Genomic DNA, 13,785 nt, shown 5'->3' on the forward strand with positions numbered 1-13,785 from the left:
TTCAAATACTGATAACATTTGAAAGGCCTAATTGAGCAAATACCTTTTAAAGAATTCCTGGCAATTTAAAACCTCTATTTTTGAGAAATAAAAATCTTCTATATCTTCTGTAACGATACACATACTACCTACCGTTTCAGCGGCATAATATTCTAAACCGTCCTCGAAATCATTAATAGATTTATTCGTAAGAGTATTGAAAACTCCTTCAGAAGAATTCTCAGCGATTTTAATATAGCGACAAAGTAAATCTATCTTCTGCTTTGCGAGTTGAGCATTATGTTTTTTTTCTGCAAAATAAAAAGCAATTGCCAAACAAAGAGGAGAGGTGTATACATCAAACTTTGGATGAGAGGCTAAACTTAAAATTCTGGACGAATATGTGTAAAGTGGATATTCCTTATTCAGTACCGAAACCAAAACGTTTGCATCTAAAAATATCTTCATTTGTTATTTTTTAGAAGAAAAGAATTCATCTTTTGAACCCTTACGTGTTTTTTTTGGAGATTTTTTATATTCTACTTCACCTTCGGCAACCATACTTACCCAATCTGCAATAGGGAAATCTTCTAAAGATTTGTACTCTTTTGCGGTTACCTGTATTAACAGATGCTCTATTAAACGAGATAAACTAATGTTGTTATCGGCAGCATATTTTTTTGCCTTTGCAACAACATCCTGACTGAAGCTTAAGGTTAATTTGGCATCCATTATCTTAATTGTTTTATAAACGAATATACAAAATATACGTATAAATTTAAAAAATAATACGTAAAAAAAGCGATTCATTTTTATTGAATCGCTTTTGATATTTTCCTTGGCAATGAGTTCACCTTCAACCCTCAACCCTTCAACCTACTACCGCTAAGCGTATATCTCTTTTCTAGCTGATGCTAAAGTATTTTTCAATAAACCAACAATAGTCATTAAACCTACACCACCTGGAACAGGCGTAATGTAAGAGGCTTTAGGCGCCACGTTTTCGAAATCTACATCACCATATAACTTAAAGCCCGATTTGGTTTCAGCAGAAGTTTCACGGTTAATTCCTACGTCAATAATAATAGCACCAGGTTTTACCATATCGGCTGTAACAAAATTCTTTTTACCAATGGCAGCAATTACAATATCGGCCTGTAGAACCTGTTCTTTTAAATCTTTTGTGCGCGAGTGGGTAAGTGTTACCGTACAGTTGCCTGGGTTTGCGTTACGGGCCATTAAAATACTCATTGGGCTTCCCACAATGTTACTACGACCAACAACCACACAGTGCATTCCTGTTGTGTCTATACCATACTCTTGCAGCATCAATAAAATACCATAAGGTGTTGCCGGAATAAAGCAAGGTAGATTACGCATCATCCTGCCCAAATTTACCGGGTGGAAACCATCTACATCTTTACGGTGATCGATCTTTTCGGTTACTTTCTCCGGATCGATGTGTTTAGGTAAAGGCAATTGAACAATTAATCCGTCTACCTCATCATCCTGGTTAATTTCTTCAATTTTCGCCAATAATTCAGCTTCAGTTACTGAGTTATCATATCTATGTAGTGATGATTTAAAACCAACTTTTTCGCAGTTTTTCATCTTACTGGCTACATAGGTTTCGCTTCCTCCATCGTTACCCACTAAAATAGCAACCAGGTGTGGCTTGCGACCACTTTTATTTAAAAATTCGGCAGCTTCTTCTGCAATTTGAACTTTAACCTTTTCTGATACGTATTTACCGTCTAATAATACCCCTAAATCCCCTGAAGGGGACTTTGAATTTCCATCGCTCATATAACTTGCTCCGTTATAATTTTATAATTTAAGATTTGACTTAATAAAACTCGCTAGTAATTCCCCCTCAAGGGGGCTAGGGGGTTAATCTAATTTCAAAACTGCCATAAACGCCGTCTGCGGAATTTCTACGTTCCCCACCTGACGCATACGTTTTTTACCTTTTTTCTGTTTTTCCAATAACTTACGTTTACGGGAAATATCACCACCGTAACATTTAGCGGTTACATCTTTACGTAAAGCACTCAGTGTTTCGCGGGCAATAACTTTAGCACCAATTGATGCCTGTATTTTTATTTCGAACTGTTGACGAGGGATTAATTCTCTTAATTTCTCGCAAATTTTCTTTCCAAAATCGTAAGCATTACTTCTATGGATTAATGATGATAAAGCATCTACAGGCTCATCGTTCAATAACATATCTAAACGAACCAGATCCGATTTACGGTAACCTGTTTGGTGATAATCGAAAGAAGCATAACCTTTAGAAATTGTTTTCAACTTATCATAAAAATCGAATACAATTTCGCCCATTGGCATTTCGAAAACCAGTTCAACACGATCTGAAGTAAGATAAGATTGATTTACAATAATTCCGCGTTTCTGAATACAAAGCGACATTACCGGACCAACAAACTCTGCTTTCGTAATGATATTTGCTTTAATATATGGTTCCTCAACAGAATCCAACTTACTTGGGTCAGGTAAATCAGAAGGATTGTTAACAATAATTTCGTCACCTTTAGTAGTATACGCAATGTACGATACGTTGGGAACCGTTGTAATTACGGTCATATCAAACTCACGTTCTAAACGCTCCTGGATAATTTCCATGTGCAACATGCCCAGGAAACCGCAACGGAAACCGAAACCAAGTGCAGCAGAACTTTCTGGTTCAAAAACGATAGAAGCATCGTTCAGTTGCAATTTATGCATCGCCTCACGTAATTCTTCAAACTCATCGGTATCTACAGGATAAATCCCTGCAAAAACCATTGGTTTAACTTCTTCGAAACCCTGAATGGCATCTAATGATGGCCTGGCCACAGTTGTAATCGTATCACCAACCTTTACCTCTCTGGCTTCTTTAATACCAGAAATAATATAACCCACGTCGCCGGTTTTAACCACACTACGTGGCGACATATCCAGTTTCAAAATACCAACCTCATCAGCCAGGTATTCTTTGCCAGTATTAATAAATTTAACTTTATCGCCTTTTTTGATTTCGCCGTTTACCACTTTATAATAAGCGATAATCCCTCTGAATGAGTTAAAAACAGAGTCAAAAATCAACGCTTGTAACGGTGCTTCAGGATCGCCAACTGGAGCTGGAACACGATCAACAATGGCCTGGATGATATCAGGAATGCCCATTCCGGTTTTACCCGATGCCGGAATAATATCTTCGCGTTTACATCCAATCAGGTCAATAATCTGGTCTTTCACTTCCTCAGGCATAGCCCCGGGTAAATCCATTTTATTTAAAATCGGAATAATTTCCAGATCGTGCTCTAAAGCCAGATATAAATTCGAAATAGTCTGCGCCTGAATCCCTTGCGAAGCATCTACAATAAGTAAAGCGCCCTCGCAGGCTGCAATGGAACGTGAAACCTCGTATGAGAAATCGACGTGGCCTGGTGTATCGATCAGGTTAAAATTGTATTCAATATCACCAACCTTATAGTTCATTTGTATGGCATGACTTTTAATCGTTATGCCTCTCTCACGCTCTAAATCCATGTTATCGAGCAATTGCGCCTGCGCTTCACGCTGCGAAATCGTCGCTGTATATTCTAATAACCTATCAGCCAGGGTGCTCTTGCCATGGTCAATATGTGCAATAATGCAAAAATTACGTATATGCTTCATCTTTGCGCAAAGATATGCTTTTTAATGGAAAATGTAAGAGGGAAAATGGAATGCCGCAAAGGCTGAATTTTTATTGTTTTGAAAAGCAAGAGCAGTACTTTTCGGTTACTTCGTTCCTGCTTTACACTTTATCCCGGTGTTGGTTTAATGCTAGTTCGAACGGTAGAAAACCGGGATGTTCGTTCCAATCAGGTTTATTTAACCAATAGCAGTAATGCTTTTGAGCGGTTTCTTACCTGATGCTTAAAATTAACCACAAACAGGCACGATAACAATTTCAGTTTATTAATAAAACAGCTGTGTTTATCAGTGCCCATCTGTGGTTAAAAAATTAAACCATTGTTTTCTTCCACTTACCTTTTTTAAATAAGATAAAGGCAGCCACCGCAATACCGGCTTCGGCTGTTGGGATGGCAATAAAAACACCTGTTGGTCCCATTTCTAAAAATTTAGCCAAAAAGTAAGCTAAAGGAATCTGAAACAACCAAAAGGCAAAAATGTTAATTTTGGTAGGCGTCCAGGTATCGCCAGCACCGTTAAATGCACTACTAAACACCATTGCCGCTCCATAAATCACAAAACCAATGCTTAAAATTTTTAAAGCTTTGCTTGCAACGGCAATCACATTTTCATCTGAAGTGAAAAATGCTGCGAACAAATGTCCACAGGTCAAGAACAATACACTGACCACCGCCATGAAAACAATGATGTATTTCAAGGTTTGGAATACCGATTTTTCAGCACGATCTATATGGCCTGCGCCTAAATTCTGACCAACCAGCGTAGCTGCTGCATTACTCAAGCCCCAGGCAGGTAACATAAAAAACATCATGAGTCGTAGTGCCGTTTGGTAACCTGCCGACCCGGTATCGCCACCGGTAGTGGCAACCAGTTCTGCCAAAAACACCCAGCTACAGCTCGCAATTACAAACTGAAAGATGGCCGGTGCGGCAATCTTAACGATAGCTTTAATCTGGTCAAAATCAGGCAGGAAATGACTAATCCGTATTTTCAATATATTTTTACCACTAAACAGATTATAAACCTGATAGGTAACTCCCAAACCACGACCAATTGTAGTTGCAATTGCAGCACCGGTTAAACCAAATGCAGGTATAGGGCCTAAACCGTTGATAAAAATAGGGCAGAGGATGATGTTGGCAATATTGGCGATCCATAAACTCCGCATGGCGATTGCCGCATTACCTGCTCCCCGAAAAATCCCGTTAATTAGGAATAAAAGTACAATTATGATACTTCCACCCATCATAATACGAACAAATGTAACACCTTGCTCGGCAGTTTCGGCCGAAGCCCCCATGAGTAATAGAATATCTTTGGCATAAATTAGCCCCAGAATACTGATGATAATGTTAACGAAAACAGCTATCACAATGGTTTGCATGCCCGCTTTTGATGCTGCTTCCGGATTTTTCTCCCCAATCCTCCGTGCAACCACTGCGGTTGCAGCCATGCTTAATCCAATGGCCAATGAGTAAATAATGGTTAATACAGATTCTGTTAAACCAACGGTCTGTATGGCATGGCTACTATTTTCCAGGTGGCCAACAAAATATAAATCAACTAAAGCAAAAACCGATTCCATAGCCATTTCCAGCATCATCGGAATGGCCAATAAAATAATTGCGCGTTTAATACTAATTGAAGTAAGATCAACTTCGTGACCTTTTAAAGACTGAACGAGGATATCGAAAAAAGACGAAAGTTTGCCTTGCGTCTTTGTGGACTGTGACATATAATAAAAAGTAAAGTGTAATGTATAAACCAATGATACGCTTTAAGCGTACATACCTAAAATTGAAGCGGAGGGGAATCCTCGGTTGTTTAGAACCTCAAACGGATTGCAGATACTATCATGGCTCTGTTCTATTGATAAATCAAAGATAGATAAAATTTTGAATTGTCAAATTTAGATGACTAATTTTTAAGATAGTGATTGATTTTTTTTTACCACGGACTCAAGGAACACACGGAATGTTATTCCAGGGTCTGTTTAAGTTCCTTTTGTACACTTACTAGTCATCCTGAGCTTATTGAAGGATCAGTTTCAAAGGCGTTTCGACAGGCTCAACGTAACAACCTGTAAAAATTTATTTCGTTTGATAAATAGCTGCTTAGTCATGATTCAGTTATAAAAAAAAGAGGACGAAACTGTAACCAGTATAACCCCTTAATTTGTGTATCATCTTCTATATACTATATGCTTTAATCATTTCTTCTGAAACTTTTGTTCCACGACCAGTAGTTAAATCAATTAATACGTAATCAAAAATACCGTCTGATGCTACTTTACCCGTTTTCTGGTTAATAATTTCGAACTGAACCGCGCAGCCTTTATCGTTCATGGTTAAAATACCTGTTCTAATCAGCATTAGATCGTTCATTAGTAACGGACGTTTAAAATTAATGTCAACATGGCTAACCACCCAGCCCAGGCCTTGTTTGGTAAAATGTTCCCAGGGCATACCATAGAATTTCTCCATTTGCTCGTAACGGGCTGCCAGAACATAATCTAAGTATTTACTATTATGTACATGGTTAAACATATCGATATCATCCGGACGAACACGTAGTTCACTTTCGAAAATGCTGTATTGATTTTTTTCCAAGGGTAAATGTTTTGTGCAAAAGTATTAATAATGACTGAATGTAAAGTATTACTTGACAAATGTGAATATGATGTAGTGTATTTACTTGACAATTTTTCGTATTTTGATTTGAAATGGGAAAGCTCACTTTATATGATATTACAATTCCGCGCGAAACAATAGTCGAAGCGCGTGAAAATGTTTATTTAAGCCGCACGCCCGAGCAACGCTTTTTTGGTGTTTTGCAACTCAACCAAATTTCAGTTACCATGAATGGTGGCCAGCCTTTAAAATCTCCTCAAGGAAAAGGTATTATTATCCGCAAGCCAAACTTATAAGCTTCAATATGTCGTTTGATAAAGAGAACCCAGAGATGCTTTTGTTATTGGAAACATTTGAGTAGTTTGACATGCAATAATAATGCGAAACTAAGTTTCTTGCACCGCCTCAGATTCTCTAAACCCGACTTAGCGGAAATCCTTTTTGCTGCAGGTCTTCGACAAACTCAAACCAACAATCGCAAAAAGATTGCAGCGAGGGCGGGAGGATAGCAAGCTATGAAAAACCGAGTTTGCCTTTCTAAAAAAAGGAAAATTAAAATTTAATCAATTTCCCTTGGTTCAGTTTTATCATTACTAATAAAACGCCATTCTTCTCCATAAAGTGATTTATATTGAACCATAATTTTAATATCAGCTTTTTCTACAAGCGGTCCCAAGCGTTCATCATTTATATTAATCAGACTTAACTTTTCGCCAACCGGTAAAATTTCGTTTTTCCAAAGATTAGCCAGTATTACAGATTTGGTTATGGCTAATTTGTTATCGTTTTTTATTTGTTTAAGGATTTCAGCTACATTCTCATAACGTTTAGATTTGTAATAAAAACCATAATCGGATACTATAGCCGGACCTAGGCCTTGATTTACAATCAGAAATTCATAATGGTAATTATCTTCTCCATTTTTTTTGATGTCAGAAAAACTATTTGAATAACTCATAAGCAGTGGTTTTACAGATGCATACTGCTGAACTTTTTGCAACCTGGTTTGATATAGAGTTATAATAATGGCACAAATACTGGTTACAATGGCACACAAACCAACGATAGTGTTTAATGATAATTTGGGCTTATTTTGAGCTTTCTGCATATCTCATTAGGTTGTAAAATCAATCTAAAATAGAAAATATCAGTTGTTGAACCTATAAGGGGATAAATATTTCTAAAACATGATAATATAATAAGCAACAACCACTTGCTTATAAATAAAAATAGCCTTATCTTTGCGCCACAATTAATTAATTTTTTATTGCTTTAATATTATTCAAGAATGTATTTAAGTCCAGAGAAAAAAGCTGTAATCTTTAAAGAACACGGCAAAGTAGAAACCAACACGGGTTCTGCAGAAGGTCAAGTAGCGTTATTTACATACCGTATTGCGCACTTAACAGAACACTTAAAGAAAAATCGTAAAGATTTCTCTACGCAGTTGTCACTTCAAAAATTAGTAGGTAAACGCCGCGGTATTTTGGCTTACCTATACAAAAAAGATATTGAGCGCTATCGTGCTATCATCAAAGCTTTATCGCTTCGTGATATCATCAAACAAAAATAAGCGCAAGTTTATCATTAAAAGCCATTCTTTAGGGAATGGCTTTTTAATTCCCTGTTAATTTTTTTTAACGGGTTTTATTATAGATAGGCTTTTTTAATCCTATCTTCGTTTGCAAAAACAAATACATATATAAACAACGGTGTGTAGAAAGAGGAAAACACACCATAATTCTATTTAAATGAATGTAATAAAAAAATCGTTCGATTTGGGCGATGGCAGAATTGTAGAAATTGAAACTGGTAAATTGGCTAAACAGGCTGATGGTTCGGTTGTGGTAAAAATGGGCGATACGATGTTGTTAGCAACTGTAGTATCAACTGTTGGCGCTAAACCAGGTACTGATTTTTTACCTTTATCGGTTGATTATCAGGAAAAATATGCGGCTACAGGCCGTATCCCAGGAGGCTTTTTACGTCGCGAAGCAAGATTATCTGATTACGAGGTATTAATCTCTCGTTTAGTGGATAGAGCTTTACGCCCAATGTTCCCAAGTGATTATCACTCTGATACACAGGTGATGATTTCATTAATCTCTGCTGATAAAGATATCATGCCAGATTGTTTGGCAGGTTTAGCGGCATCTGCTGCATTATCAGTTTCTGATATCCCTTTCAATGGTCCAATTTCTGAAGTACGTGTTGCAAAAATCGATGGTAAATTAATCATCAATCCGAAAGCTAGCGAACTGGAACGTGCAACTTTAGAGTTTATGGTTGCTGGTTCGGCTAACGATATAGGCATGGTTGAAGGTGAGTGTGATGAAATTCAGGAAGACGAAATGGTTGAGGCTTTAAAATTTGCACACGATGCAATTAAAGTTCAATGTGCCGTTCAGGTTGAATTAACTGAAGCTACCGGCAAAACGGTTAAACGCGAATACAGTCACGAAGACCACGATGCGGATTTAAAAGCTAAAGTTTATGCTGATACTTACGATAAAGTTTATGCTGTAGCAAAAGCTGGTGGCAATAAAGATGTTCGTAAAGAAGGTTTCACCGCGATCATTAACGAATTCTTCGAAGCAATGCCAGAAGATACTGCAGATTTAACTAAAGCAATGGCTAAACATTATTATCATGATGTTCAGTATGATGCCATCAGAAACTTATTGTTGGATGAAGGTATCCGTTTAGATGGTCGTAAGACTACAGAAATCCGCCCAATCTGGAGTGAAGTTGGTTATTTACCTGCTGCACACGGTTCGGCTGTATTTACACGTGGCGAAACGCAATCATTAACTTCAGTTACTTTAGGTAGCAAAGATGATGAGCAAATGATTGACGGTGCTTTCTTTAATGGTTATAACAAATTCTTATTGCACTATAATTTCCCTGGTTTCTCAACTGGTGAGGTTAGACCAAACAGAGGCGCTGGCCGTCGCGAAATTGGTCACGGTGCTTTAGCACAACGTTCATTGAAAAAAGTATTGCCTCAAGGTGAAGCAAATCCTTATACCATCCGTGTGGTTTCTGATATCTTAGAATCAAACGGTTCATCATCAATGGCAACTGTTTGTGCTGGTACATTAGCATTAATGGATGCAGGTATTAAAATCAAATCGCCAGTATCTGGTATCGCAATGGGTTTAATTACTGATGAGAAAACCGGTAAATATGCAATCCTTTCTGATATTTTAGGTGATGAAGATCACTTAGGTGATATGGACTTTAAAGTAACCGGTACCGAGCATGGTATTGTTGCTTGCCAGATGGACTTAAAAATCAATGGTTTATCTTACGAAGTTTTAACTAAAGCTTTGTTACAGGCTAAAGATGGTCGTTTACACATCTTAAACGAGATGAAGAAAACCATCAGTACACCTAATGAAGATTACAAACCACATGCGCCACGTATTGTTTCTTTAACTATTGATAAAGAATTTATCGGAGCAATTATCGGCCCTGGAGGTAAAATTATCCAGGAAATGCAACGCGAAACCGGTGCTTCAATCTCTATCGAAGAAGTTGATGGTAAAGGTATTGTGGAAGTATTTGCTGATAACAAAGCCGCTATTGATGCAGCAGTTACCCGTATCCGTAATATCGTAGCTAAACCAGAAATTGGCGAAATTTACCAGGGTAAAGTAAAATCAATTATGCCATTCGGTGCGTTTGTTGAGGTGATGCCAGGTAAAGATGGTTTATTACACATCTCTGAAATTTCATGGGAACGTTTAGAAACCATGGATGGTGTGCTAAAAGAAGGTGATAAAATCGAGGTTAAATTATTAGACATCGATAAACAAGGTAAAATGAAACTTTCCCGTAAAGTTTTATTGCCAAGACCTGAAAAACCAGCAGCGCCACAAGCTTAATAATCGATACGTCATGCTGAACTTGATTCAGCATCTGTTTGATAGACCCTGAAATAAATTCAGGGTGACGGACACAAATAATAAAACCCTTTCAGTTTTACTGGAAGGGTTTGTTGTTTTATGTAAAAATTTAACTTCGGTCTTTCTGACTAAAAACTTTCGCACTTCTTTTGTAACTTGCATCGTAGCGTCATGCTGAATTTATTTCAGCATCTTTCTTGCTATTGAGACCCTGACCTGTAGCGAAGCGGAAAGCTACGCAGTAAATGAATTCAGGGTGACGACGTTTATAAATGCTGCCGCAAAAAATAATAGCGGAATTAAGAAACTAAGAAATAATTAAATGAAATACATCATTGCCCCATCCATACTTTCTGCTGATTTTGGCAATTTACAGCGCGATATTGAAATGATTAACCACAGTGAAGCCGACTGGTTCCACGTTGATGTGATGGATGGTGTTTTCGTTCCGAATATTTCTTTTGGTTTCCCGATAATGGCTGCTGTAAAAAAACATGCAACCAAACCTTTAGATGTACATTTAATGATTATTGATCCGGATAAATACATCGAGGATTTTGCCAAGGCAGGAGCAGACCGAATCACGGTACATTACGAAGCCTGCACACACCTACATAGAACAATCCAGTTAATTAAAGCATCTGGCTGCAAAGCTGGTGTAGCGCTAAATCCGCATACGCCAGTAAACTTATTGCAGGATGTAATTGAGGATCTTGACCTGGTGTTGATTATGTCGGTTAATCCCGGTTTCGGTGGACAGGCTTTCATCCACAATACCTACAAGAAAATAAAGGATTTAAAAGCCTTAATTCAAGGGCTAAACGAAAACTTAATCATCGAGGTTGATGGTGGTGTTGGTTTACAAAATATTGCGACATTAGTATCAGCAGGTGCCAATGCTTTCGTGGCCGGAAATGCAGTTTTCGCAACAGATAACCCAACTGAAACCATTTCTAAAATGAAAAACCTGACGGCCAGCACGATAAATATTTAATTGTTAAATGTTTTATTGCTAAATTGTTTTTAGGTTGAGGCGGATACCGTTTTCATACCTGATACTTTTGTCTGATACTAAAAATGCTCAAATTTCGGCTAATCCTTTTCCTTTTAATTGCTGCTTGCAGTTTTGCTGTTGCACAGCCTTTAGTTAGGGTTTCGGGGATAGTTTACAGTGATGAAAAGTTGCCATTATCGCAGGTGACCGTTATCGTTCTGGGGCAGGCACAATCAACCATTACAGATGAATTTGGTGTATACACCATTTATTCAAAATCGAGAACCTTTAGTATTAAATATTCGCTTTTGGGCTACCAGCCTCAAACCATAAAATTTAGCGAGCGGTCTGGCTCACGGATTACCAAACAGGTAAATTTAATAGCCAATATCAATGAATTAGAGCAGGTTAACATCACCAATAAACAGAATCAGTTAAGCAATACCACGACCATTAATATTGCAGATGTTTCATCGATGCCATTGGTTTCGGGCAATTTTGAAACGCTACTGAAAACCTTACCCGGCGTATCTACAAATAATGAATTAAGTGCCCAGTATAGCGTTCGCGGAGGTAATTTTGATGAAAATCTGATTTATATCAATGATGTAGAAATTAACCGACCTGTGTTGATCCGCAACGGACAGCAGGAGGGACTAAGTTTTATCAATTCAGATCTCGTGAGTAAAGCGAAATTTTCTGCAGGTGGCTTTGAAGCGAAATATGGCGATAAACTTTCTTCTATTCTAGATATCAGGTACGATAAACCCGATAGCAATCAAACCATTTTTAGCACCAGCCTTTTAAATACTTCACTGACCACTAAAAGGATATTCAAAAACAGTTTCCTGCTGGCTGGTTTACGCTATAAAAACAATTCGAGTGTACTCATTAAACAAGATGAAAAGGGGAGTTATAGTCCCAATTTTGCCGACGCTCAATTGCTGTATCAATATGATTTTTCACCGAAATTTAATATCAGCTTTTTAGGCAGTTTTAATCTCGGGCAGTTTAAATTGGTGCCCACTAACCGGGAAACACAGTTTGGAACTTTAAATACGACGCTAAGGTTAAATGTTGATTATACTGGACAAGAAATCGATGACTACCGAACTTTAGGAAGTGCTGTTACGGCTACCTATTCCCCTAAAGCAAACCTGGTGATTAAGTTTATCAATAGTTATTTCAGCACCATAGAAAGAGAACGGTTCGACATTAACGGCAGTTATGTTTTTGATGAAGTAGATAATACTTTTTCAGGTGAAAATTTTGGCGTGGTTAATAAAAACAGGGGCATTGGCAGTTATTATAATTACGGAAGAAATAGTTTAAATACACAAATTTTTGCTTCTGAAATAAAAGTAGATCAGAATTTTAATAATCATGTTTTTTCCTGGGGCATAAAATTCGATCAATCGAAGTATGATGACCATTTAAATGAATACAACTATACTGATTCAGCGGGTTTTATTTTACCGAATAATTCGAAAAATATCACCTTGCAAAATGTGATTAACGTGCAGAACAATATCGATATTAAAAACTACAGTGCTTATATCCAGGATAGTTATTCGCTTTCAAATTCGGCAGAACTGCAATTGGGCGCCCGCGCTACCTACAGTTCGTTAAGCAAACAGTTGTTAATCAGTCCGAGGATGTTAATTGCTTACCGGCCCAATTCGAACAATAAAATTTTAAGGTTTTCTGCCGGCGTTTACAAACAACCGCCTTCCTACCGGACCATTCGTGATTTTTCGGGCGTCCTGAATATCGATCAGAAAGCGCAAAGCTCTTACAATACTTCACTGGGTTATGAATATGCTTTTGATGCTTTCGGAACGCGGTTAAAGTTCACTTCGGAGGCTTATTTTAAATATTCTGACCGATTGATCCCCTATAAAATAGATAACCTGAGAATTAAATATCTGGCAAATGAGGTATCACGTGGCTATGCTTATGGTGCCGATTTTAGCATTGGCGGAGAGTTTGTTAAAGATTTGGTTTCTTATTTCAGGATGTCGGTAATGCATGCCAACGAAGATATTATCGGCGATAGTTATGTACAAAACGGAACGACTATTTACCCTGGCTATTTAAAGCGGCCAACCGATCAACGCTTAAATTTCTCCATCTTTTTTCAGGATAAACTGTTAAATAGTCCTACGTATAAAGTGCATTTAAATGCCCTTTATGGCTCAAGGTTACCGATAGGTCCGTCACAAACACCAAGATATTTGGATAAGTTTTTTATTCCATCGTATAAACGTGTAGATATCGGTTTTTCTAAAGATTTTCTTGATGATGCCGCACTGCACAAACCTAAGTTTTTAGATAAAAATTTCAGTTCGGTTATACTGTTTTTCGAGGTTTTTAATATGCTGAACATTGACAACACAGTTTCATATCTGTGGCTAAAAGATGTAGATAATGTGCAGTATGCCATTCCTAATTATTTAACAGGAAGACAATTTAACCTCAAGTTGATCGTGAAATTGAAGAATAAGCCATAAACCACTAAAATATAATTTTTTATCTTTTTGTCTTAGCCAGACAGGCTTACTTTGAAAAGGCTTTG

The 13,785-nt window shown here is 37.5% G+C and carries 12 protein-coding genes; 5 read left to right on the forward strand and 7 right to left on the reverse strand.

The genetic code is table 11. From position 1 onward, the window contains the following. Window positions 1-27: 27 nt before the first annotated feature. The 6 genes from CA265_08940 to CA265_08965 form a co-directional block, all read right to left on the reverse strand. Window positions 28-447, reverse strand: a complete 420-nt coding sequence (locus tag CA265_08940; GenBank protein ARS39767.1) for a twitching motility protein PilT — start codon at window positions 445-447, stop codon at window positions 28-30. Between the two features lie 3 nt (window positions 448-450). Further along, window positions 451-711 carry a hypothetical protein gene (locus CA265_08945; protein ID ARS39768.1) on the reverse strand — a complete coding sequence of 87 codons (261 nt, stop codon included), beginning with the start codon at window positions 709-711 and terminating at the stop codon, window positions 451-453. A gap of 153 nt (window positions 712-864) precedes the next feature. Next, a complete protein-coding gene (locus CA265_08950) occupies window positions 865-1,785 on the reverse strand; it encodes a bifunctional 5,10-methylene-tetrahydrofolate dehydrogenase/5,10-methylene-tetrahydrofolate cyclohydrolase (protein ARS39769.1) in 921 nt (306 codons plus the stop codon). A gap of 84 nt (window positions 1,786-1,869) precedes the next feature. Continuing rightward, complete coding sequence (locus CA265_08955) at window positions 1,870-3,657, reverse strand: elongation factor 4 (protein ID ARS39770.1); 1,788 nt, start codon at window positions 3,655-3,657, stop codon at window positions 1,870-1,872. A gap of 331 nt (window positions 3,658-3,988) precedes the next feature. After that, a complete protein-coding gene (locus tag CA265_08960; GenBank protein ID ARS39771.1) occupies window positions 3,989-5,413 on the reverse strand; it encodes an MATE family efflux transporter in 1,425 nt (474 codons plus the stop codon). Between the two features lie 454 nt (window positions 5,414-5,867). Beyond that, a complete protein-coding gene (locus CA265_08965) occupies window positions 5,868-6,287 on the reverse strand; it encodes a thioesterase (protein ID ARS39772.1) in 420 nt (139 codons plus the stop codon). Between the two features lie 113 nt (window positions 6,288-6,400). Between CA265_08965 and CA265_08970 the strand changes: the two genes are divergently transcribed. Beyond that, window positions 6,401-6,604 (forward strand): hypothetical protein, encoded by a 204-nt coding sequence (locus CA265_08970; protein ID ARS39773.1) that lies wholly within the window; start codon window positions 6,401-6,403, stop codon window positions 6,602-6,604. A 263-nt stretch (window positions 6,605-6,867) separates the two neighbouring features. Here CA265_08970 and CA265_08975 read toward each other — a convergent pair whose 3' ends face one another. Next, on the reverse strand, window positions 6,868-7,416 hold the full coding sequence (locus CA265_08975; protein ARS39774.1) for a hypothetical protein: 549 nt from the start codon (window positions 7,414-7,416) through the stop codon (window positions 6,868-6,870). Between the two features lie 180 nt (window positions 7,417-7,596). On the opposite strand from CA265_08975, the gene CA265_08980 reads away from it, so the two are divergent. From CA265_08980 to CA265_08995, 4 genes are all read left to right on the forward strand, one after another. Then, entirely contained in the window at window positions 7,597-7,881 is a 285-nt protein-coding gene (locus CA265_08980; protein ID ARS39775.1) for a 30S ribosomal protein S15, read from the forward strand. Between the two features lie 178 nt (window positions 7,882-8,059). After that, window positions 8,060-10,195, forward strand: a complete 2,136-nt coding sequence (locus tag CA265_08985; protein ARS39776.1) for a polyribonucleotide nucleotidyltransferase — start codon at window positions 8,060-8,062, stop codon at window positions 10,193-10,195. A 343-nt stretch (window positions 10,196-10,538) separates the two neighbouring features. Beyond that, window positions 10,539-11,210, forward strand: coding sequence for a ribulose-phosphate 3-epimerase (locus CA265_08990; GenBank protein ID ARS39777.1), 672 nt, complete (start codon window positions 10,539-10,541; stop codon window positions 11,208-11,210). 83 nt (window positions 11,211-11,293) lie between these two features. Further along, window positions 11,294-13,720: a TonB-dependent receptor gene (locus tag CA265_08995; GenBank protein ID ARS39778.1), complete on the forward strand. Its 2,427-nt coding sequence runs from the start codon at window positions 11,294-11,296 to the stop codon at window positions 13,718-13,720. The last annotated feature ends 65 nt before the right edge of the window (window positions 13,721-13,785 follow it).

Source organism: Sphingobacteriaceae bacterium GW460-11-11-14-LB5, assembly GCA_002151545.1.
GTDB lineage: Bacteria > Bacteroidota > Bacteroidia > Sphingobacteriales > Sphingobacteriaceae > Pedobacter.